Below are 22188 nucleotides of genomic sequence, written 5' to 3'. Positions count from 1 at the left end.
TCCACGCCTCTGCTAAGGTCCGCCGGACTGGGCACCTGACGCAAAGAGATTTGGCCATGCTGACAACCCGCCTGCCCGATACCGGCTTTCTCTCGGCCGCCTCCGGCCCGCTTAGGCGGATGCTCGAAAGCCAGGCGGCTGAAGTGCGCCTGCGCCAGGGCGAAGTACTGTTTGAACAGGGCGATCAGGGCGATGCGCTTTATGCAATTGCCGAGGGCGCGCTGGAATTTTCGGTGCTGTCTGCTTCGGGCCGCAAGCTGTCGCTGGACATGATGCGCCCCGGCGCGGTGTTCGGCGAGATCACCCTGTTCGACCCGGGCGAGCGCACCGCCACCGCCATCGCCGCCGAGCCAAGCCGGGTGCTGCGCCTGCGCAGCGGCGACGTGCTGGATCAGATCCGCCAGTATCCGGACCTGGCCGCCGACCTGCTGCGGCTGGCCGGGCAGCGGATGCGCTGGATGAACACCCAGCTGAACGAGCAGGTGTTCCTGCCAATGCCGGTGCGGCTGGCGCGCAAACTGCTGTATCTGGCACCTGAAAACAGCGACGGCCGCATCGCCCTGTCGCAAGCCGAGCTGGCGGAATTTGTCGGTGCCACCCGCGAAGCGGTTTCAAAAACCCTGGCCGCCTGGAAGCGCACCGGCCTGGTCAGCATCAGCCGCGGCGGCGTGCAGATCCTTGACCGCACAGAACTGGCGGTGCTGGCCGAACCGGACTCGATCTGACAGCACCAGCGGCAGTATTTTTCCGGAAAAACCGCAAGAAAACCCTGCTCTGTAATCCCGGTTACAGAACGCTGGGCTGCATCCGGCAATAACCGGATACAGACAGCCATTATCCGTTCCATCCCAATGGCTGCCTGTCCCAAAAGAGCCATGCGCCCGCCAGCGCATGGCTCTTCCCCACTCCGCGCGCTCGTTGGCAGCCGCGGCCCGTCAGCGACGGGGCGTAAAAGTTTTCCAAAAACTTTTGCCAAGACTTTTCAGAAAAGTCTTGCGCCGGGCCCGCCTTCCGCTCACGGAATATTTCACTTAGCCATTCCGCAACCGGGCCGCTACGGTGCCGCGCATGGCTTACAATTATGACAAACTCTACCGCGAAACCCCGGACGCCCTCGGCGCTCCCTCTCCGGAAATCACTGCCTTTTTCACAGGGCTTAAGGCGCAAGGCCTGCATGTTCTGGATGCCGGCTGCGGCCAGGGGCGGGACGCGCTGTTCATAGCCCGCCTGGGCCACCGGGTCACAGGCGTCGACCTGTCGCCGCATGGCATCCGGGATATGCTGGATGCTGCGGCAAAGGAAGACCTGGACATTACCGGCGCTGCCGCCGACCTCACGGACTGGGCGCCAAAGGAGGACTACGACATCCTGCTGTTCGACCGGACCCTGCACATGCTGGCCGCGCCGGACCGGCGGGCGGTCCTGACCCGCTGCCTGCCGCATCTGCGGCCGGGCGGCTGGGTGCTGATATCCGACGAAAAACCCAACCTTGAAGATTTCCGCCGGATTTTTGCTGCCGACCCAAAGGGATGGCGCACCGAACAGGACAGCCGCGGCCTGTTGCTCATGAAACGGGCATAACCCCTTGCCGCAATGATCAAAGGCCGGGCAGAGAGCCCGGCCTTTGACGATTTGGACAAGACTTGTCTTCAGGCGGTTACTTCGCCAGGTTCAGCGCCACAAAACGCGGCTCGCCGCCGCGGCGCACCAGCAGAAGCAGCGACTTGCGGCCCGCCTCCTTGGCTTCGGCTACGCGGCTTTCCAGCTCGCTGATCGAGGTGACCTTCTGCTGGCCTGCCTCGGTGATCACATCGCCGGCGCGCAGGCCCTTTTCCCAAGCCTCCGATGTCTCATCCACGGACAGAATGGCCAGCCCTTCGACATCTTCGCCCACATTCAGCTCACCGCGCATCTGGTCCGTCAGAACTCCGACCGACAGGCCCAGCAGCTCCTTTTCGGTCTGCCCGGGTTCACCGTCACCGTTCTGCTGACCGGTGGGGCTGCGCTCGGCATCTTCGCGGCGGCCCAGAGTCACCCGCAGCGTTTCTGTCTTGCCCTCGCGGTACACCACCAGCCGCACGGTCTTGCCGACCTCGGCATTGCCGACCTGGCGCACCAACCCGCGGGTGTCCTTCACATCGCCGCCGTCAAAGCTGACAATCACGTCGCCGGCCAGCACACCGGCCTCTTTGGCGGGGCCTTCGGGCACGTCCGTCACCAGCGCGCCGCGGGCCTTGTCCAGGCCGATCGCCTCAGCCAGATCCGCATCCACATCCTGGATCTTCACACCCAGCCAGCCGCGGCGGGTCTCGCCGAATTTCTTCAGCTGGTCGACAACTTTGACCACCACATTGGAGGCCATCGAAAAGCCAATGCCGATGGAGCCGCCATTGGGCGACAGGATCGCAGTGTTCACACCGACCACATCGCCATCCATGTTGAACAGCGGCCCGCCCGAATTGCCCCGGTTGATCGCCGCATCGGTCTGGATGTAATCGTCATAAGACCCCGACAGCTCGCGGTTGCGCGCTGACACGATGCCGGCGGAGACTGAGAACCCCTGCCCCAGAGGGTTGCCCATGGCGACCACCCAGTCACCTACGCGGGCGGTGTCGCTGTCGCCGAATTTGACGAATTTCAGCGGTGCGGGCGCCTGCACCTTGAGCAGCGCGATATCTGTGTTGGGATCGGTGCCGATCACCTTGGCCGGCAGCAGCTCCTTGGGCTGGCCGTCGCCGGGGAAAAACTCGATCTCGATCTCATCCGCACCTTCAATCACATGGTTGTTGGTGACGATGTAACCGTCCTCGGAAATCACAAACCCTGACCCCAGCGCCGAGGACCGGCGCGGACGGTTGCCATTGCCATTGCCGTTGCGGTCCTGGAATTCACGGAAGAAATCCTCAAACGGCGAGCCTTCGGGGACAATGCCTTGCGGGCCGGTGCGGCCCTCGACCACGGTTGTGGTGGTGATGTTGACCACTGCCGGACTGACCTGATCGGCCAGCGGCGCCAGGCTTTCGGGGCGCGCCATCGCGGATACCGCCTGCATCAGCAGGACCGCCATGGCCAGCACCGCAAGCCAGATCATGCGCATCATCGCGCTGCTGCCGCCTGCCCGGCCGGAAATTGCAATTGCCTGTGGCTGCACGGATCTACTCCTTGTCACTTCTAATTCTTCTTGTCCGCCACGGACCGGCGTAAACACCAGGATAGCCGGGCAGAGTCTTATGGCTCCAATGTAGGAACTTCCGCCCGCCCCGCAACAAATGTTGCAAGGAATAAAGCCGCTGTGACCGGGTTTTCAGCCCGCAACGGCACGCGCGCGTCCTGCTGCAGGTTATTCTAGCAGGGAAAGTCTGCATTTTCGCTGAAAATCTAGGGGGAAAACGGCGTCTTCAAACCCCGAACCAGAACGCCAGCCAGACCAGGATCAGCCCCAGCGCCAACGCCGCCAGCCCGGCATTGCGGCGTTGATCTTCAGAGAGCTCGCGCAGCATCTCCAGCAGGCGCTCCACAAGCGAAGGGGCCAGTGCGTACACCAGCCCCTCTGCAATCAGTACCAGCCCCAGGGCCAGGAGGATGAACCCCATTACTGCCCTGCCGGCCGCTTGCCGTCCGAGGATTTCAAGTAGTTGAAAAACTCGTTGTCCGGCGACAGCACCATGGTCGAATTCCCCGCCAACAGCGAATTCGCATAGGCGTTCAGGCTGCGGTAGAATTCAAAGAATTCCGGGTCCGCACCATAAGCCTGGGCAAAGATCGCGTTGCGTTCGGCATCCGATTCACCGCGGATGATCTCCGCCTCGCGCTGCGCTTCCGACACCAGCTCAACCACGGTCCGGTCGGCCTGCGCCCGGATCCGCTGTGCGGCTTCGTTGCCGCGGGCGCGCTCGTCGGTGGCTTCGCGCACACGCTCGGCCCGCATCCGCTCAAACGTCGCATCCAGGTTTTCCGACGGCAGGTCAGTGCGCTTCAGACGCACGTCGATGATGGCAATGCCCAAAGCGCGCGCATCGGCGATGGCGCCATTGCGGATCCGCAGCATCAGCGCGGCACGGTCCGACGACAGGATGTCGTTGGAGCTGACCGAGCCGAGGATCTCGCGGGTTTGCGCCCGCAGGATCGAATCCAGTCGGTTTTCCGCAGTGGCGATACCGCCGGCACCAACCGCCTGACGGAAGCGGTTCACGTCCACAATCCGGTAGCGTGCAAAGGCGTCAACCACCAGGCGGCGGTCGTCCGACGGGGTGATTTCCAGCGGGTCAATGTCGCGGCTCAGGATGCGGTCGTCATAGCGCACCACCTCCTGGATCACCGGGATCTTGAACGCCAGGCCCGGATCTTCCTTGACCGAGACCACCCGGCCGAACTGCAGCACCAGAGCTTTTTCGCGCTCGTCCACAATGAACACCGACGACAGCGCGGCAATCGCAGCGATCACCAGCACCGGCAGCAAAAGAGTTGTCTTACGCATCAGTTGCTTCCTCCGCGGCGCAGTTCATTCAGCGGCAGGTAAGGCACGACGCCCTGGCCTTCGCCGGATTGCTCATCGAGGATGATCTTGTCGACCCGGCTCAGCACCTTTTCCATGGTTTCAATATACAGCCGCTTGCGTGTCACCTCAGGCGCCTTCTGGTATTCGGTCAGAACCGCGCTAAAGCGGCTCGCCTCACCCTGGGCTTCGTTGACAACGCGCGCACGGTAGCCTTCGGCCCGTTCCAGCAGCTCAGCCGCCTGACCTCGGGCCTCAGCCAGCGCATTGTTGGCATAGGCGTCGGCTTCGTTCTGGCGCCTGTCGCGTTCCTGTTCAGCAGCCTGAACATCGCGGAAGGCGGCAATCACCGACGCAGGCGGATCCGCCTTGTCAAAGTTGACGCGGATGATGTTGATGCCGCTGTCATAATCATCCAGCGTGAACTGGATCAGCTCCTGCAGCCGCGAGGCGATCGAGCCACGGTCGCGGTTCAGGATCGGCGCCAGTTCGGACTGGGCGATAATCTCGCGCATCGCCGATTCCGATACAGCGCGGATGGTGGTGCGGGCATCGCGCAGGTTGAACAGGAACTTCGCCGGATCGTTGATGTTCCAGACCACCTGAAAGTCAATATCGACGATGTTTTCGTCGCCGGTCAGCATCAGCCCCGCTTCCGAGCTGCGGCCGCCGCCAACACCGATGTCTTCGGTCTGTTCACGGGTGACCGGCAGGATTTCCTTGGTCACCAGCGGCCAAGGCGCAAAATTCAGGCCCGGCTGTCCGGTCGAGGAGTATTCCCCCAGGAACAGCTCAACCGACTGTTCTTCCGGCTTTACGGTATAGAAGCTGGCAAAGCCCCACAGCACGGCTGCAGCAACAACGGCCAGCCCCAGCGTGCCCTTGGTGAAAAGCGGTCCGCCGCCGCCGGAACCGCCGCCGCGGCCGCCCCGTCCGCCGGACCCGCCGCGCCCGCCCATCAGGACGCGCAGCTGCTCCTGGCCTTTCTTGACCAGCTCGTCAATCTCGGGGATCTGGGGGTCCTCCGGCTTGCGGCCGCCGCCGCCGCCATTGTTGCCGCCGTTATTGCCCCGGTTGCCTCCTCCGCCGCCAGAGGAGCCACCGCCCCCCCATGGGCCACCGCTATTGCCCGCCATTTGTCTCCTATCCGTATGCTGCCGCCGATGATTTTTCACACTGGCCGGCATGAGGTCTAAATTATTGCCGGTCTGCCCGATCAGGTCGAGCGTACCGGAGTCTTCAGCGTTACCAACTCTTCCGACATTGTCGGGTGGACCGCAACCGTACGGTCGAAATCTTCCTTGGTTGCACCCATCTTTACGGCAATTCCGGCCAGCTGGATCATCTCTCCGGCACCGGGCGCCACGATATGGCAGCCCAGCACCTTGCGCGTGGCCTTGGACACCACCAGTTTCATCAGCACTTTCTGGGCCCGCCCTGCAAAGGCCTGCTGCATCGGTTTGAAGGAGGTCGAGTAAACCTCGATCGCTTCCTGCTTGGCCGCGTCTTCTTCGCTCAGACCCACGGTGCCCATTTCCGGCTGGGTGAAGATCGCCGTCGGGATCAGCTCGTGGTCGGGGCTGGTCGGGTTGCCTTTGAACACGGTCTCGACAAAGGCCATGCCTTCGCGGATCGCCACCGGTGTCAGGTTCACCCGGTCGGTCACATCGCCAACGGCAAAGACCGACGGCACGCCGGTCTGGCTGTAGGCATCGACCACAATGGCGCCGCCCTTGCCGCGTTCAACACCGATTTCCTCAAGCCCCAGATTGTCCGCATTGGGGGCGCGGCCTGTGGCGTACATCACCTTGTCGAACAGATGGGTGTTGCCATGGGTATCGGTCACCCGGATCTTATCGCCCTCGGCCTGCATTTCGGTGACATTGGTGTTCAATTGCAGGTCGATGCCCGCTTCGGCCATGCCCTCGGCAATCACGCCGCGCGCTTCCTCGTCAAAGCCGCGCAGGATCTGCGGGCCGCGGTAGAATTGCGTCGTCTTGACGCCCAGCCCGTTCATGATGCCGGCAAATTCAGACGCGATGTAACCGCCGCCGACAATCAGCAGGCTTTCGGGCAGCTTATCCAGGTGGAAAATCTCGTTCGACGTGATCGCCAGCTCCGCGCCCGGAAATTCCGGCACGGTCGGCCAGCCGCCGGTTGCCACCAGAATGTGCTTGGCCGTCTTGCGGGTGCCGTCAGCCAGCTCAACGGTGTGGGCATCCGCCAGCTTGGCACGCTGATCAAAGCTCTCGACACCGTTGTTTTTCAGGATGTTGCGGTAGATGCCTTCCAGCCGGTCCAGTTCCGCATGCAGCTTGCCCTTGAAGGCATCCCAGCTGAAATCACCTGCTTTGACGTCCCACCCATAGGCCTGGGCATCCTCGACCATCCCGGAATACTCAGAGGCAAAAACCATCAGCTTCTTCGGCACACAGCCGCGGATCACACAGGTGCCGCCATAGCGGTCTTCCTCGGCCAGCGCCACCTTGGCGCCTTCCTGCGCCGCAACACGCGCCGCCCGCACCCCGCCCGAGCCGCCGCCGATGACAAACAGATCGTAATCAAAGCTCATGAAATCCCGCCCTTTGCATTTCTTGATCAGGTGTATCCCATAACGGACCACCAAACGCCATATGCCCAAGTGGGCGTTCCTGCGGCGCATTCAACCTTTTGCATTGAATTTGCACAGGGTTGTGAGGCGAAAGGCCCCACACAGAAAGCGCAGGGCAGCGCCCGGCCTGCCGGCCGGGTGCAACTCAATCCTGCAGATCGGTGAACAGGTTGTCGTTCTCGACAAAGTCCAGCTTGTCCTTCTCAACCGTGCCTTCGTTGATGTCGCGCACCTCGACCCTTCCGTCGCCGAAACCGATCACCACGGTGTCGCAGATGTCGATGAACAGCCCGTTCTCGATCACACCGGGGATCTGGTTCATCACCAGCGCCAGCTGGCGGGCATTGCCGATGCGCTTCAGATGCAGATCCAGGATGTAATTGCCCTCATCGGTCACAAACGGCGCATCGCCGTTCATCCGCAGCGTCGTGGTGCGGCCCATCACATCCATCGATACCAGGGTTTCCTCAATCAGCGCCTGGCTGCTCTGCCAGCCGAACGGCAGCACTTCAACCGGCAGCGGGAAGGCGCCCAGGGTCTCAACCGACTTGCTGGCATCGGCAATCACCACCATCTGGTCCGAGGCGGTGGCCACGATCTTTTCCTGCAGATGCGCACCGCCGCCGCCCTTGATCAGGTTCAGATCGGCGTCGAACTCATCGGCGCCGTCAATGGTCATATCCAGCCATTTGGCCTCGTCCAGCGACACCACGTTGATGCCCACATCCCGCGCCAGCGCAGCGGTGCGGCTGGAGGTCGGCACTGCAGTGATCTTCAGCCCGTCGCGGCTCACCATCTCGCCCAGGCAACGCACCAGCCAGGCCGCGGTGGAACCGGTGCCAAGGCCGACACGCATGCCATCCTCAACCATTTCAGCCGCTCGTTTGGCAGCAACGAATTTCGCCTTGTCGATGGGCGACAGCTCTCCGGTCATCAGGTGACTCCATGAATACGCATTTGCCGCGGTTATAGGCGGTTTGCCGCCTCTGTGCGAGGGGGCTTGCAGCGGATTCCGGCACCGCGGCTGGAAATGCACCGCAGCCGGGCTATTGATTTTCAACTTGGGGGATCAAAACCATGTTGCAATTCGACGAGGAAACCGCCCGCGTGCTGGAAGACGCCTATCAGGGCGCCGATGTGTCGCAGCGGCGGCGGGCCAGTTTCGACGCGCTGACGCCCGAACCGGGCGACCGCATTCTGGATCTGGGCTGCGGCAACGGGCTGCTGACACTGGAACTGGCCCGCGCTGTCGGCCCCACCGGCCACGTGACTGGCTTGGACACCAGCCCCGACATGCTGGCCGCCGCCCGCAACCGGCTGGAGGCGCGCGCCAATACCACCCTGGCCGAGGGCGATGCGGCTCCGCTGCCGTTTCAGACGGAAAGCTTTGACAAAGCCGTTTCGCTGCAAGTGTTCGAATATTTGACCGACCGCCGCCTTGCCCTGCGCGCCTTGCACAAGGTGCTGAAGCCCGGCGGGCTGCTGGTGGTTGGCGACATGCATTGGGACACCCTGGCCTGGCACAGCGACAATACCACCCGCATGAACCGGATGCTGGAGGCCTGGAGCCGCCACATGGCGGTGCGCGACCTGCCTGCAAAACTGCCCTCCGAACTGCGCAGCTGCGGATTTGAAATGCAGCGGATGCAGCCGCTTGCAGTCTGCGACACCACCTTGCGCCCGGACGGGCTGGCGGCAATGATGATCCAGCTGATCCGCGCCTTTGCGGTGGATATCGGCGCCACCGACCACGATGACGCCGCCGCCTGGGCGCAGGAACAGCAGGAACTGGCCGCCGAGGGCAGATTCTTCATGTCGCTCACCCATTTTGTCTGCACCGCCCGTCGGCAATAGCCGCCTGAATCGCAGGCAGGAAACCGCCACCCGGCGCCCCGGCAGCAAAACCTGCATCACAAAGGCGGGTTTCCTATTGGAAACGCCGGAAACGGACACATATTCCGGGCGTCTGCGTCATAATATTGCGTCATGAAACCCGAATACCGCCTGCACTACGCCCCCGACAATGCTTCACTGGTCATCCGGCTGGTGCTGGAGGAGCTTGGCCTGCCGTTTGACGCCGTCCTCGTCGACCGCAAGGCAAAGGCGCAGCGCAGCGCGGAGTATCTGGCGCTCAATCCCGGCGGGCTGATCCCGGTGCTGGAAACGCCCGATGGTGCGCTGTTTGAAACCGCCGCCATCCTGCTGTGGCTGGCCGGACGGCACGGGGCGATGGCCCCGGCGGCAGGCACTGCGGACTACGCACCGTTCCTGAAATGGCTGTTCTTTGCCTCCAACACCCTGCATGCTGATCTGCGGATGCTGTTCTATCCGCAAAAATACATCGGCGATGACCCTGCCCAGCAGGCGCAGCTGCAGTCCGTCATCCGCCAGCGGCTGCATCAGCATCTGACCAGCCTTGACCGCGCCGCCGCAGAACGGCCTGCCTGGCTGGCAGCCCCCCAGCCCTCGGTTCTGGACTATTACCTGGCCTGCCAGATGCGCTGGATGGGGCTGTATCCTGCCGATGCGGACAGATCCTGGTTCCGCATCGCCGCATACCCCAGCCTGCAGCGCCTTTGCGCCGGGCTGGAGCACCGCTCCGCCGTTACCATCGCGCGCGAGGCCGAGGGCCTCGGCGCCACCCCCTTCATATCCCCTGCCTATGCCAATCCCCCAGAAGGATCAGCCACCTGATGTTCCTCTCCGTTTTCGACATGTTCAAAGTGGGCATCGGCCCGTCCTCCTCGCACACCATGGGGCCGATGGTCGCCGCCGCGCGCTTCCTCGATTTGATGCGCGCCTCGCCGTTTGAATTCCACGGGCTGCGCGCCTCGCTGCATGGCTCGCTCGCCTTTACCGGCGTCGGCCACGCCACCGACCGCGCCACCATCCTCGGGCTTGGCGGCTTTGTCGCCCATGACTATGATGACGCCAAGGCCACGGCCTTCCTGGCGGAGCTGGACAAGACGCACACCATGCAGCCCGAAGGCCTTGGGGAGCTGCACTTTGATCCCAAGGCCGACATGATCTTTGACTACGATCACGCGCTGCCGGGCCATTCCAACGGCATGATCCTGATGGCCACCGACGCCCAAGGCGACGTGATCCTGAAGCAGGTCTACTATTCGATCGGCGGCGGCTTTGTCGTCACCGAGGAGGAACACGCCCAGGGCAAGGCGACCGACGAAGGCGATCCCGTCCCCTTCCCGTTCAAATCCGCGGCTGAGATGCTGGAGATGGCGAAATCCAGCGGCAAATCCATTGCCGGCATGAAACGCGCCAATGAAATCGCCCGCGGCTGCGAAGTCAGCCTCGCCAAAGGCACCGCCCGCATCTGGCAGGTGATGAACGACTGCATCAACCGCGGTCTGGAGCGTGACGGCATCCTGCCCGGCGGATTGAAAGTCCGCCGCCGCGCCAAGGGCATCTATGACGCGCTGATGGCCGAACGCGGCATGAACCTGACTGCGCCGCACACCATCAACGACTGGATGAGCGTCTATGCGATGGCGGTGAACGAGGAAAACGCGGCCGGCGGCCAGGTTGTGACTGCGCCGACCAATGGCGCTGCCGGCACCCTGCCCGCGGTGATCCGCTATTACCTAGACCATGTGCCTGGCGCGTCTGAGACCCACATTGAGGACTTCCTGCTGACCGCCGCCGCCATTGCCGGCCTGGTGAAATTCAACGCGTCGATTTCCGGCGCCGAGGCAGGCTGCCAGGCTGAGGTCGGCTCGGCCGCCGCGATGTCCGCCGCGGGCCTCTGCGCCGTCATGGGCGGCACGCCGGAACAGGTGGAAAACGCCGCTGAAATCGCGCTGGAGCATCACCTGGGCATGACCTGCGACCCCGTGAAGGGCCTGGTGCAGGTCCCCTGTATCGAACGCAACGGGCTGGCGGCAATCAAAGCGGTCTCTGCCGCATCCCTTGCCCTGCGTGGCGACGGCCAGCATTTCGTACCGCTGGACGCCTGCATCGAGACCATGCGCCAGACCGGCGCCGACATGCACGACAAGTATAAGGAAACCTCGCTCGGCGGCCTCGCCGTGAACGTGCCCAACTGCTGAGGCAACGGCGTTTCCTGCAAGGCTAGCGAACCACAAGGCCCGCGCCTGACCGGGGGTAAGGTCAGGCGCGGGCCATATCGCTGCGCGCCACGTCCCAAAGGGGGCCACGCCCCTCCTTTCCCCGCAACTCCAGCTTGCGCCGTACACCGTGCAGGCCTAGCGTGGCGCCATGACACAGGACCGCCCCCTCCTCGGCATCGCCCTGATGCTGGGCTTTTGCATGGTTATCCCGCTGGGGGATGCCATCGCAAAACTGCTGACCAACCGGGTGCCGGTCGCCCAGATCGTCTTTTTCCGCTTTGCTGCCCAGGCCGCGCTCCTGCTGCCGCTGGCACTGGCGATGCGGCTGCCGCTCAGCCTGTCGCGCAGGGTGGCACCGCTGCTGCTTTTGCGCACCCTGCTGCAGATGGGCGGCATCGCCGCCATGTTCACCGCCTTTCGCTACCTGCCCTTGGCTGATGCGGTGGCAATTGCCTTTGTGATGCCGTTCCTGATGCTGCTCCTTGGCAAATACGTGCTGCACGAACAGGTCGGCCTGCGCCGCCTCGGCGCCTGCGTGGTGGGCTTTGCCGGCACGCTTCTGGTGATCCAGCCCAGCTTTGCCGCGGTCGGCTGGAACGCGCTTTGGCCGCTGCTGGTGGCGGTGATCTTTGCCCTGTTCATGCTGGTCACCCGCAAGATCGCCAAGGAGACCGATCCCATTTCCCTTCAGGCCGTGTCCGGTGCCATGGGCACGGTGCTGCTGGCGCCAGTGTTCCTGATCGGTGATGCCGCCGGCCTGGCCGCCCTCTCCATCACCGCGCCGCCGCAGGACACCTGGGCGCTGCTGGCCGCCGCCGGCGCCCTGGGCACCGTCGCGCATCTGATGATGACCTGGAGCCTGCGGTTTGCCCCGACCTCCACCCTCGCCTCAATGCAATACTTGGAGATCCCGGTGGCCGTGTTCTTCGGCTGGCTGTTCTTCTATGAACTCCCGAACACCCTCGCGGCCTTTGGCATCCTGCTGACCATCAGTGCCGGTCTCTATGCAGTGCTGCGCGAACGCAAAGCCGCCGAGATCGCAGAACGGATCAATCCCGCCTGACCGCCGCCGCCACCGCAGCCAGCAGCCGCCGCGGCACGATCACCAAGAGCCCCGGCCCCTCCGGCACCAGCCGCAGCGGCCCGGTGGCCCGGTTCGACGTGCCGATCCGCCCCATCGGCGACATCTGCAAGCCATCAATGGGCCACTCCAGCCCCTCGGACCGCCCCTGCACCGCTTGCATCGGAAACAGCGAAATAACCTCCCCCGCCGCCGCCGGCAGGTCCACCGCATGGATCAGGTGAAAAATCACTTCGGTCTCACCAATCAGCACACAAGGGGTCTGATGCCCCTGCACCAGCGTATTGAACGCCGCCAGCTGGTGATCCACCCGCGCACCCAGAAACCCCACCGCCAGCACCACCGGCGCCGCAATCCCCCGCAGCGCCTTGTCAAAATCGGTGCTGTCCTGCTCGGCCACCGGATGCAGGCACTCCGGCGGCAGACGATCCCGCACATCCTGCGGCAGCGAGTCAAAATCGCCGATCACCGCACTTGGCACACAGCCCGCCGCCAGCACCGCAGCAGCCCCGCCATCGGCCGCCACCAGCACCGGTGCCAGCGCCAGCGCCGCCGCCAGATCATCAGCCCCAAGCGCACCGCCGCCAACCAGGGTGATTGGTTCCAATTCCTCAACAATCAGACGGTTCATGGGGCGCATTCCTGGCAGTTTTGGAAACAGGTCACATTCTGAACACAAAATGATACGATCAATTGCACGGATTCGAGCAAAATTGGTCCCTTCTGCCAATATGGTGAATGGCAACAAATGTGACGAAGACGAGCGAGCTGATGGTACATAACAACAAAGTCTTGACCGTATCCTATGGAACCTTTTCCTGCACTTTGGAAGGGTTTGAGGATTCCTTCGGCACCATGAAGGCGATTGCCGAGTATTTCCGCGACCTTGCGTCGGACGACAGGTATTTCGGGGCCGAGCCGCCCCAGCCCGACGCCGACATGCTGGCCCGCATCGCCCAACGCGAGATTGCCCGCCAGGTCGAGGCCCGCACCAGCGACGGCGGTATCCACCTGCGCGCCGCCACCCCGGCGCTTGGCACCGCTGCAGTTGAACCCCCTGCTCCGGCACAGGCTGCCCCGGCACAGGCTGTTCCGTCTAAGGCAGCTCCGGCACAGACTGTCCCCGCACCGGCACCTGCTGCGGAACCGGTTGCAGAACAACCCGCCCCGGCAGAGGAACCTGCAGAAACTGCCGTGACCGAGGCCGCCGCAGAAGAAAGCACAGCAGCAGACACGATTGCTGCCGAAGCCTCCGATTCTGCCGCCGAGGCCGTTGCAGAGGAAGCCCAATCCGAAGCAGCAGAGATTGAGGAAGCCGAAGCCGAAGCCGAAGCCGAAGCCGAAGCCGAAGCCGAAGCCGAAGCCGAAGCCGAAGCCGAAGCCGAAGCCGAAGCCGAAGCCGAAGAAACCATCGCCGCTGTGCTGGGAACCGCAAGCGAAGATGTGCAGGCCGTCGAAGACAGTGCCCCCGAAGTCGAACTGCTCGAAGTCAATGAAGCCGCTGCCGCTGAGGTTAACGCCCCCAGGGAAGCAAAGGCCGAAGCCGCTCCGCGCGCCGGAAAGGACACCGGCGAAGACACCGTGCCGGCCGCAGACAGCATCGCCGCCAAACTGCAGCGCATCCGTGCCGTGGTGGCACAGACCCCGGACGAAGACTTCACCGAAGACGAACATGCCGACGACGTGCTGGAAAGCGCCGCCGAGGACATCTCAAACGCGCTGCTGGAGGATGACGTCGACGGCGCACAGGGCTTCGATGATGAAGACAACGATGCAATCGCCAAGGCACTGGACCGCCTGGACCTGGACACCGGGGCCGCCTCTGCAAGCGATGACCCGGCACAAGACAGCGACAGCCTGTTTGCCGGCCTGCAGGATAAAGACAATGCGCCGGCTGCAGCGGACGCCAGCGAAACCACAGACAGCCGCGGCGCCGAAAACCTCCTGGCCGGCAACGCCGAAGACGAAGCCGCCGCTGCCAAACCTGCCCCCGCCCGCCCGGCGCGGGTACGCATCACCAAGGTGAAGCGCGCCGACTTTGACAAGGCGGTCGCGTCCGGCCGGCTGGAAGAAGCCAAAGCCAGCGAAGACCCCGCACCCGGGCAGCCGCCGCTGTCGCAGGAAGACGAAGCCGACCTGATGCGCGAACTGGCTGTGGTGGAGGCCGAGATCCTGGCCGCTTCCGAAGATCAGGACGCCGGGGATTCCCCCGTCCAGTCCCCAGCCCAGCCCACGGACCAGTCCGCAGCAGCCAGCCTGGCGGACAGCGATGTCTCCCGGCTGATGGCCGCCGCCGACGAAAAACTCGAAGACCCTGACACCGCCTCTTCCCGCGAGGCTTACAGCCAGTTGCGCGGCGCTGTCGCCGCCACCAAGGCCGAAGGCTCTGCCGCCGGCACCACAGGCAGCGATGGCGCCAAGCCTTACCGCGAAGACCTGGCCAGCGTGGTCCGCCCGCGCCGCCCGGAGTCCCGCCCGAACGCCTCGGAACGTCCGGCCGGCCCGGCCTCCCGCCCGGCCCCGCTGAAACTGGTGGCTGAACAGCGCATTGACGAAGGCAGCACTCCGCAGCAGCCGGTGCGCCCGCGCCGGGTCTCGGCTGCGGTTCTGGGCGACGAGACCGAAGGCAACAGCGGTTTTGCCTCCTACGCCGCCGAACGCGGCGCCGCCGAGCTGCATGAGCTGCTGGAAGCGGCCGCCGCCTACATGAGCTTTGTCGAAGGCCGCGACCACTTCTCGCGCCCGCAGCTGATGAACAAGGTGCGCAGCGCCGGCAGCAGCGACTTCAACCGCGAAGACGGGCTGCGTTCTTTCGGCCAGCTGTTGCGCGACGGCAAGATCGAACGCTCCGGCAACGGCCAGTTCACCGCCTCCGGCGACATCGGCTTCAAGCCCGGCAAACGCGCCGCAGGCTGAACGCCCCGGCAAACAGACCAAAAAAGGCGGCCATTGCGGGCCGCCTTTTCAGTTTCCGAACCGGATCCTGCTTCATCTTTGCCGAAATACTCCGGGGTGAATTGGCCGGAGGCCAAAAGGGGCAGCGCCCCTCACCTTATTCCTGTTCCGCGCCCGGATCTTCCTTGCCGACACCGCGGAACACAAATTTGAACGGCAGCACCCAGACAACCCCCAGCGCTACATAAATCAGCAGCTCCAGCCACAACGGCGGCCGGTCCAGCATATTCATCACCGTCACCGCAGCCACGATGTAAACCGGCATCCCGACCAGCAGGATAACCAGTGCCCAGCGCCGCCGGGCCTTATAGCTCAGGCCTGTTTCCTCAGCCATCAGTCGGCAAAGGGATCGGTCACCAGAATGGTGTCGTCCCGCTCCGGGCTGGTGGACAGCAATGCCACCGGGCAATCAATCAGCTCTTCCACGCGTTTCACGTATTTGATCGCATTGGCCGGCAGGTCGTTCCAGCTGCGCGCGCCTTCGGTGCTTTCGCTCCAGCCCGGCATTTCCTCGTAGATCGGGGTGCAACGGGCCTGGCTGTCGGCAGCCGTCGGCAGGTAATCCAGGCGCTCGCCGTCCAGATCATAGCCCACACAGATCTTCAGGGTCTCGAACCCGTCCAGCACATCCAGCTTGGTCAGCGAAATACCGTTGATGCCGGAGGTGGCGCAGGTCTGGCGCACCAGACAGGCATCAAACCAGCCGCAACGGCGCTGGCGTCCGGTGGTGGTGCCGAACTCATGGCCGCGCTCACCCAGACGCTGGCCGTCCGCATCCGGCGTGCCATCGGCCTGCAACAGCTCAGTCGGGAACGGGCCTTCGCCAACCCGTGTGGTATAGGCCTTCACAATGCCCAGCACATAATCGATCGAGCCGGGGCCGATGCCCACACCAGTTGCCGCCTGGCCTGCAATCACATTCGACGAGGTCACAAACGGATAGGTGCCGAAATCAATGTCCAGCAACGCGCCTTGCGCCCCTTCAAACAGGATCCGCTTGCCCGCCTTGCGTTTCTCGTTCAGCACTTTCCAGACCGGCGCCGCATAGGGCAGGATCTTCGGTGCGATCTCTTTCAGCTGTTCAATCAGCGCGTCGCGGTCAACCGCGTCAACGCCCAGCCCCTTGCGCAGCGGATCATGATGCTGCAGCGCCCGGTCAACGCGGGCAATCAGCGTCGCCTCATCGGCCAGATCGGCCACGCGGATCGCCCGGCGGCCCACTTTGTCCTCGTAACACGGGCCAATGCCGCGGCCGGTGGTGCCGATCTTGGTGCCTTTACTGGCCGCCTCTTCGCGCGCCCGGTCCAATTCACCATGCAGCGGCAGGATCAGCGGCGTGTTTTCCGCTACCATCAGCGTATCCGGGGTGATCTCAACACCCTGCGCCTGGACCGTGGCGATTTCTTTCATCAGGTGCCAGGGATCCAGCACCACACCGTTGCCGATGACGCTCAGCTTGCCGCCGCGCACCACGCCCGAGGGCAGCGCGTGCAGCTTGTAGACCTTGCCGTCAATGACCAGCGTATGGCCGGCGTTATGGCCGCCCTGGAAGCGGGCGATCACGTCTGCACGCTCGCTCAGCCAATCCACGATCTTGCCTTTCCCTTCGTCGCCCCACTGGGCGCCGACTACGACGACATTGGCCATATCCGGTCCTTTACAGTCTTGGTTCAAACCCACGCTCGTATAGCGATGCTGCGCCGGCAGGGGAACCGCAAATTCGCCGTAGTCAGACGCTAATTCACGGCGCGCGGTACCATCTTCGCCGCGAAACCTGCTCTCAGCCGGGCAAAACCCGTCCGCGGGCTGGCGGCGAAACAGACCTGCAAGGCAGCTTATCGTGCCGGATCTGCAAGAATTCAGTTGGTGGGCTTACCTGTCAAAAGAGCCCGCCCGATGGGGCGGACAGGCTCTGCCCGGCGGTGTTGCGCACCTTTACTCCGGGCGGATTCTCCAGGCGGGATTGCGCCCAGCCACAGGGTGTTGCGCACCCGCCGTACGCCGCCTTGACGCAATCCTCACGCCGCGGTGCCCGACTGCCATGTGATCGGGATCACCTGCCATGGCCCCGCGCACGGGCCATGATACAAGGCGCTGGCATCTATGGCGCTGTCTGCGTAGCCCCCGAAGACCAGCCCCGATAAAAAGGGGTCGTTCAGGAAACCCTGCCCGAACAGGCCCCCGCAGGGTCTGTCCTATTCCACCCGGTGGTGCCGCCATCCTTAACCGGATCAGCGCTCAGACCGACGAAAGAAGAAACCTGAAACCGCCCGCCTGGATGGTCCCGGTGGCCGAACCTGCTGCGCGGTCAATCGCTTAGCCGGACCGACTCCCCGTGCGGGGTCGACAGATAGGCCGCCTCCCAGCGGCTGCGCATCACCTCGGCCTCCGCGCGCGATGCCGCGCCCTCTTCGGCCAGAAACAGCTCCAGCGTTTCCAGCCAGGCGCGAAAATAATCCTCGCCGCCGTCCAGATCGCGGCTGACGCCATGGCGCTGCAAAGTGGCCGAGAACCGTTCGACCCATGCGCCCCAGGTAAACCGCCCGGCTTCGTTCAAATGCACCGTCAATGCAAAGACCTGCGCATGCCATGGCTCGGCAAAGACCGGCTCCGGCGCGGCCACCTCAGGACACCCGCTCATAGTGCCTCCAGATAGCTTTGCCACAGGTCCAGCACCACCTCGTCCTCGGGGTGTTCGGGATGTGCCCACAAGGCGCGCGCCGAAAACCGCACCGCATACAGCGGCTCCGGTGCCTCGCCCAATCCATGCGCGTTGCTGTCAGGCAGCACATGGGTGCCATGCAGCCGCAGGACATAGCCATGCGCCCCGGCGGCATATTGCGGCAGCCGGGTGTGGCCGCCCTCCACCAGCACACTGTCAGCAGGGATTCGCACCCGCACCGCCTGCCCCGGATGAAACCGCGGCTTCGGCCCGCCCTCCCGGTTTGCCGGCCCTCCCCTGGCCAGCGCAGCAGCCACCGCGTCCGCCTTCAACGCCCGCTCCGCCAGCCCGTGCAGCCCCGCAGCCCCCTGCCCTTGCAGGTCTTCGTGCGTCAGCACGCCTTTCTCCACCAGCAGATCCGCCAGCGCCGAGATCCATTTCTCGTAATAGGAAAACCGCGTGTAATCCTGCGGCGACAGCTTCTCCCGCGCGTGGCGCGAGGTGTCGATATTCCACTGCCCCAAGGCTCCGCAGGCCAGCGTCACTGCCAGGGCGCGGGCATGCCAGTCCTCGGCAAAAACCGGCGCGTCCTCCGCCTCCGGCACCACCGGCCCGTCACCGAATCGCCCGCCCATGTCATGCACACGGGTCATGCCGGCACCTCCCCCGGCTGCCGCGCCAGGCCGGTGCCGATCATGCTGTCGCGGGTCACCAGCGCGGCCAGATCATCTTCATTCAGCCCGTCCGTGCCTTCGGGCTGCATCGGCAGCACCAGATAGCGGACCTCAGCCGTCGAATCCCTGACCCGCACAGCCGTGCCCTCAGGCAAGGTCACGCCGAAATCCGCCAGAACTTTCCGCGGCTCGCGCACCGCGCGGGCGCGATAGGCGTCGGACTTATACCAGCCCGGCGGAATACCCAGCAAAGGCCACGGGTAACAGCTGCACAGCGTACAGACGACCATATTGTGCTGCAGGGCCGTATTCTCCACCACCACCATATGCTCGCCTTGGCGGCCACAAAACCCAAGGTCCGCCAGCACCGGATCAGCATCTGCCAGCAGCGCTGCCTTGAACTCCGGATCGCTCCAGGCGCGCGCCACCACCCGGGCGCCGTTCTGCGGGCCGATCCTGTTTTGATAGGTATCAATGATCTCCTCCAGTGCGGCGGGATCAATCAGCCCCTTCTGAGTGAGAATCGTTTCCAGCGCCTTGACCCGCAAAGCAGGGTCAGGCGGCAAAAGGGCATGCGGGTGGTCGGGGTGATCATGAGGCATACCCCATGCTGCGCCGCTGCAGGGGGCCTGTCCAGTCATGTTTCATGATGCAAACATTCACGTAGCGTGACGTCCGGGACGGTTCACGGCAGGGGCTGCAACTCCGCCCTTGCCCCCCCGGTCAATCTTGCCTATTTACCGCCCGATACTCAGCCAACCGCCGCAGGGGCCCATGGAAAACGTTGTTCTCATCATCCATCTTCTTTTGGCTCTCGGCCTGATTGCAGTTGTTCTGCTGCAGCGCTCCGAAGGCGGCGGCCTTGGCATGGGCGGCGGCGGCGGCGGTGCTGTCTCCGGCCGCGCGGCAGCCACTGCGCTTAGCCGGCTGACCTGGATCCTGGCCATTGCCTTTATATGCACTTCGATCACCCTGACCATCATGGCCGCGCAGAAATCCGCAGGCGCCTCGGTCACCGACCGTCTGGCAGTGCCGCAGGCCGAAGAGCAGGGCGACGCTCCGGCAGCCCCGCTGGGCAGCGATCTTCTGCCGCCTTCTGAGGGCGACAACGCTCCGCTGGTTCCCAGCGCAGACTGACACACTACACCTTGAGAGGGTTTTAGGAACCGCAACAGCATCTTGCGGTTCCCTTGCGTTGTTTGCGCGAATCCTTTATATATGAAGTCCCGTGATGCTGCGGTTTTTGGGGTGATTCCAATCACCGCCGGGCAGCTGAAATCTGACTTCTCACGGGGGCAGCCGAATACATATGGCGCGTTTTATCTTCATCACCGGCGGTGTTGTTTCATCCTTGGGCAAAGGCCTGGCTTCGGCCGCGCTTGGCGCCCTTCTGCAGGCGCGGGGCTACTCGGTCCGCCTGCGCAAGCTGGACCCCTATCTGAACGTCGATCCGGGCACGATGAGCCCGTTTGAACACGGCGAGGTCTTTGTTACGGACGATGGCGCCGAGACCGATCTGGATCTCGGCCATTACGAACGGTTCACCGGGGTGCCGGCGCGCAAGACCGACTCGATTTCGTCGGGGCGGATCTACACCAACGTGCTGGAAAAAGAGCGCCGCGGCGACTATCTGGGCAAGACCATCCAGGTCATTCCCCACGTCACCAACGAAATCAAGGATTTCATCTCGATCGGCGAGGATGAGGTCGACTTCATGCTCTGTGAAATCGGCGGCACCGTCGGCGACATCGAAGGCCTGCCCTTCTTTGAAGCGATCCGCCAGTTCGCCCAGGACAAGCCGCGCGGCCAGTGCCTGTTCATGCACCTGACCCTGCTGCCCTATATCAAGGCGTCCGGCGAGCTGAAAACCAAACCGACCCAGCACTCGGTCAAGGAACTGCGCTCTATCGGTCTGGCGCCTGACATTCTGGTCTGCCGTTCCGAAGGCCCGATTCCGAAGAAAGAGCGCGAAAAGCTGGCGCTGTTCTGCAACGTGCGCCCGGATTCGGTGATCGCCGCGCAGGATCTGAAATCAATCTACGAGGCACCGCTGGCCTATCACCGCGAAGGCATGGATCAGGCGGTTCTGGATGCGTTCGGCATCTCCCCTGCCCCCAAGCCGAACCTGGCCCGCTGGGAAGATGTGGCCGACCGCATCTACAACCCCGAAGGCGAAGTGAAGGTGGCCATTGTCGGCAAATACACCCAGCTGGAAGACGCCTATAAATCCATCGCCGAGGCGCTGACCCATGGCGGCATGTCGAACCGGGTCAAGGTCAAGATCGAATGGGTCGACGCCGAGCTGTTCGACAAGGAAGACGCCGCCCCGTATCTGCAGGGCTACCACGCGATCCTGGTCCCCGGCGGTTTTGGCGAGCGCGGCACCGAGGGCAAGATCAAAGCGGCGCAATATGCCCGCGAAAACGACGTCCCCTACCTGGGCATCTGCCTGGGCATGCAGATGGCAGTGATCGAAGCCGCGCGCAATGTGGCGGGCATTACCGAGGCTGGTTCGGAAGAATTCGACCATGAAGCCGGCAAGAAACGGTTCGAGCCGGTGGTCTATCACCTGAAGGAATGGGTGCAGGGCAACCACAAGATCAGCCGCAAGGCGGATGACGACAAGGGCGGCACCATGCGCCTGGGCGCCTATGACGCGGCACTGACCGAAGGCTCCAAGGTCGCCGCCGCCTATGGCAGCACCCACATCGAGGAGCGCCACCGCCACCGCTACGAGGTGGACATCAAATACCGCGAGAAGCTGGAAGAATGCGGTCTGAACTTCTCGGGCATGTCGCCCGACGGCCGCCTGCCGGAGATCGTGGAATGGAAAGACCATCCGTGGTTTATCGGCGTGCAATTCCACCCGGAGCTGAAATCCAAACCTTTTGCGCCGCACCCGCTGTTTGACGATTTCGTCCGCGCAGCCAAAGACACCTCGCGTCTGGTCTGAGCTGTAGCGCGGCAGGCGGGTGTTCTCCCGCCTGTTGCTTGGCTCATGACAAATGAGCCACACCAGTTGGGCCCGGCGCCGCTGCGCGGCGCAGGGCGAAACCGGAAAAAGGCGGGCCATCGGCCCGCCTTTTGCATTTTAACTGGTTGGTTTCAGGTTGGTTTCCGGCCGGATTCAGAACCCGTGCATCCGCTTGGCCCATTGATAAGCCACCACCAGCCCCTTCATCCGCGGCAGCATCAACAGCGAGGCCCCTACCGTAATCACCGACATGATGATCGCCAAGGTCCAGGGATCCGGGCGCAGCTGAGTGTAAACAATGTGCAGCGCAAAGCCGAGAATGTGGCCCACCACCAGAATAGTCAGATAGGCCGGCCCGTCATCAGCGCGCTGGTGGTGCAGCTCCTGGCCGCATTCGCTGCAGCTGTCGTTTACCTTGAGATAGCTGTGCAAGAGCTTGCCCTCGCCGCAGTTCGGGCAGCGCAGCCGCAGCCCCTTCAGCAAGGCGGGTTTCATCTCCCGCTGGTCCTGTTGCAAAACATCCATCCCGGTCATCGCACGTCTCCTTGGGGTTTGCGGCCTGATACTGCGATTCCGGGATTGATTGCAATCAATTTGCAAACATTGACATTGCATTTATTGACGCACTCCATCATTGAACCAATCAAT

The 22188-nt window shown here is 63.6% G+C and carries 22 protein-coding genes; 9 read left to right on the top strand and 13 right to left on the bottom strand.

The window, feature by feature from the left end; genetic code table 11:
* The first annotated feature begins 56 nt into the window (after window positions 1-56).
* Together K3724_RS06515 and K3724_RS06510 are read left to right on the top strand one after the other, a co-directional pair.
* Window positions 57-725: a Crp/Fnr family transcriptional regulator gene (locus K3724_RS06515; protein ID WP_259991132.1), complete on the top strand. Its 669-nt coding sequence runs from the start codon at window positions 57-59 to the stop codon at window positions 723-725.
* 343 nt (window positions 726-1068) lie between these two features.
* On the top strand, window positions 1069-1581 hold the full coding sequence (locus tag K3724_RS06510) for a bifunctional 2-polyprenyl-6-hydroxyphenol methylase/3-demethylubiquinol 3-O-methyltransferase UbiG (RefSeq protein WP_259991131.1): 513 nt from the start codon (window positions 1069-1071) through the stop codon (window positions 1579-1581).
* Window positions 1582-1657: 76 nt separating this feature from the next.
* Here K3724_RS06510 and K3724_RS06505 read toward each other — a convergent pair whose 3' ends face one another.
* From K3724_RS06505 to rpiA, 6 genes are all read right to left on the bottom strand, one after another.
* Entirely contained in the window at window positions 1658-3100 is a 1443-nt protein-coding gene (locus K3724_RS06505; RefSeq protein ID WP_259992577.1) for a Do family serine endopeptidase, read from the bottom strand.
* A 298-nt stretch (window positions 3101-3398) separates the two neighbouring features.
* The gene (locus K3724_RS06500; RefSeq protein WP_259991129.1) at window positions 3399-3593 is read right to left on the bottom strand and encodes a DUF2065 domain-containing protein; all 195 of its coding nucleotides are present in this window, start codon (window positions 3591-3593) and stop codon (window positions 3399-3401) included.
* Window positions 3593-4477, bottom strand: coding sequence for a protease modulator HflC (gene hflC / locus K3724_RS06495; protein ID WP_259991127.1), 885 nt, complete (start codon window positions 4475-4477; stop codon window positions 3593-3595). The genes K3724_RS06500 and hflC overlap by 1 nt, the downstream gene beginning before the upstream one ends.
* Window positions 4477-5631 carry an FtsH protease activity modulator HflK gene (gene hflK, locus K3724_RS06490; protein ID WP_259991125.1) on the bottom strand — a complete coding sequence of 385 codons (1155 nt, stop codon included), beginning with the start codon at window positions 5629-5631 and terminating at the stop codon, window positions 4477-4479. The genes hflC and hflK overlap by 1 nt, the downstream gene beginning before the upstream one ends.
* An 80-nt stretch (window positions 5632-5711) precedes the next feature.
* A complete protein-coding gene (gene gor, locus K3724_RS06485) occupies window positions 5712-7067 on the bottom strand; it encodes a glutathione-disulfide reductase (RefSeq protein WP_259991124.1) in 1356 nt (451 codons plus the stop codon).
* A gap of 184 nt (window positions 7068-7251) precedes the next feature.
* Window positions 7252-8040: a ribose-5-phosphate isomerase RpiA gene (gene rpiA, locus K3724_RS06480; RefSeq protein WP_027259609.1), complete on the bottom strand. Its 789-nt coding sequence runs from the start codon at window positions 8038-8040 to the stop codon at window positions 7252-7254.
* 143 nt (window positions 8041-8183) lie between these two features.
* Between rpiA and K3724_RS06475 the strand changes: the two genes are divergently transcribed.
* The 4 genes from K3724_RS06475 to K3724_RS06460 all read left to right on the top strand — a co-directional run bounded on the left by K3724_RS06475 (window position 8184) and on the right by K3724_RS06460 (window position 12257).
* A complete protein-coding gene (locus tag K3724_RS06475) occupies window positions 8184-8960 on the top strand; it encodes a methyltransferase domain-containing protein (protein WP_259991121.1) in 777 nt (258 codons plus the stop codon).
* A gap of 132 nt (window positions 8961-9092) precedes the next feature.
* Window positions 9093-9800 (top strand): glutathione S-transferase family protein, encoded by a 708-nt coding sequence (locus K3724_RS06470; RefSeq protein WP_259991119.1) that lies wholly within the window; start codon window positions 9093-9095, stop codon window positions 9798-9800.
* Window positions 9800-11173: an L-serine ammonia-lyase gene (locus tag K3724_RS06465; RefSeq protein ID WP_259991118.1), complete on the top strand. Its 1374-nt coding sequence runs from the start codon at window positions 9800-9802 to the stop codon at window positions 11171-11173. The genes K3724_RS06470 and K3724_RS06465 overlap by 1 nt, the downstream gene beginning before the upstream one ends.
* 169 nt (window positions 11174-11342) lie before the next feature.
* A complete protein-coding gene (locus tag K3724_RS06460; protein ID WP_259991116.1) occupies window positions 11343-12257 on the top strand; it encodes a DMT family transporter in 915 nt (304 codons plus the stop codon).
* Here K3724_RS06460 and K3724_RS06455 read toward each other — a convergent pair.
* Window positions 12244-12906 carry a thiamine diphosphokinase gene (locus K3724_RS06455; protein WP_259991114.1) on the bottom strand — a complete coding sequence of 221 codons (663 nt, stop codon included), beginning with the start codon at window positions 12904-12906 and terminating at the stop codon, window positions 12244-12246. The two genes, K3724_RS06460 and K3724_RS06455, sit on opposite strands and share 14 nt — an antisense overlap.
* A 119-nt stretch (window positions 12907-13025) precedes the next feature.
* On the opposite strand from K3724_RS06455, the gene K3724_RS06450 reads away from it, so the two are divergent.
* Window positions 13026-15191, top strand: coding sequence for a chemotaxis protein CheA (locus K3724_RS06450; protein WP_259991112.1), 2166 nt, complete (start codon window positions 13026-13028; stop codon window positions 15189-15191).
* A gap of 136 nt (window positions 15192-15327) precedes the next feature.
* On the opposite strand, the gene K3724_RS06445 is transcribed toward K3724_RS06450, so the two are convergent.
* The 5 genes from K3724_RS06445 to nthA all read right to left on the bottom strand — a co-directional run bounded on the left by K3724_RS06445 (window position 15328) and on the right by nthA (window position 19168).
* Window positions 15328-15564, bottom strand: a complete 237-nt coding sequence (locus K3724_RS06445; RefSeq protein WP_259991110.1) for a DUF2842 domain-containing protein — start codon at window positions 15562-15564, stop codon at window positions 15328-15330.
* On the bottom strand, window positions 15564-16877 hold the full coding sequence (locus K3724_RS06440) for an adenylosuccinate synthase (protein ID WP_259991108.1): 1314 nt from the start codon (window positions 16875-16877) through the stop codon (window positions 15564-15566). The genes K3724_RS06445 and K3724_RS06440 overlap by 1 nt, the downstream gene beginning before the upstream one ends.
* A gap of 661 nt (window positions 16878-17538) precedes the next feature.
* Window positions 17539-17871, bottom strand: a complete 333-nt coding sequence (locus K3724_RS06435) for a nitrile hydratase accessory protein (RefSeq protein ID WP_259991106.1) — start codon at window positions 17869-17871, stop codon at window positions 17539-17541.
* Window positions 17868-18545, bottom strand: coding sequence for a nitrile hydratase subunit beta (nthB, locus tag K3724_RS06430; RefSeq protein ID WP_259991104.1), 678 nt, complete (start codon window positions 18543-18545; stop codon window positions 17868-17870). The genes K3724_RS06435 and nthB overlap by 4 nt, the downstream gene beginning before the upstream one ends.
* A complete protein-coding gene (gene nthA / locus K3724_RS06425) occupies window positions 18542-19168 on the bottom strand; it encodes a nitrile hydratase subunit alpha (RefSeq protein ID WP_259991102.1) in 627 nt (208 codons plus the stop codon). The genes nthB and nthA overlap by 4 nt, the downstream gene beginning before the upstream one ends.
* A 172-nt stretch (window positions 19169-19340) precedes the next feature.
* On the opposite strand from nthA, the gene secG reads away from it, so the two are divergent.
* Window positions 19341-19703, top strand: a complete 363-nt coding sequence (gene secG, locus K3724_RS06420; RefSeq protein WP_129370302.1) for a preprotein translocase subunit SecG — start codon at window positions 19341-19343, stop codon at window positions 19701-19703.
* Window positions 19704-19875: 172 nt separating this feature from the next.
* Window positions 19876-21519, top strand: a complete 1644-nt coding sequence (locus tag K3724_RS06415; protein WP_129370301.1) for a CTP synthase — start codon at window positions 19876-19878, stop codon at window positions 21517-21519.
* Between the two features lie 174 nt (window positions 21520-21693).
* On the opposite strand, the gene K3724_RS06410 is transcribed toward K3724_RS06415, so the two are convergent.
* A complete protein-coding gene (locus K3724_RS06410; RefSeq protein WP_259991097.1) occupies window positions 21694-22074 on the bottom strand; it encodes a DUF983 domain-containing protein in 381 nt (126 codons plus the stop codon).
* Between the last annotated feature and the right edge of the window lie 114 nt (window positions 22075-22188).

Origin of the sequence: Leisingera sp. M658 (genome assembly GCF_025144145.1) — a bacterium.
Taxonomy (GTDB): Bacteria; Pseudomonadota; Alphaproteobacteria; order Rhodobacterales; family Rhodobacteraceae; genus Leisingera.
The sequence above is the reverse complement of the archived record's forward strand: the minus strand, read 5'-3'. Positions and strand labels throughout refer to the sequence as shown.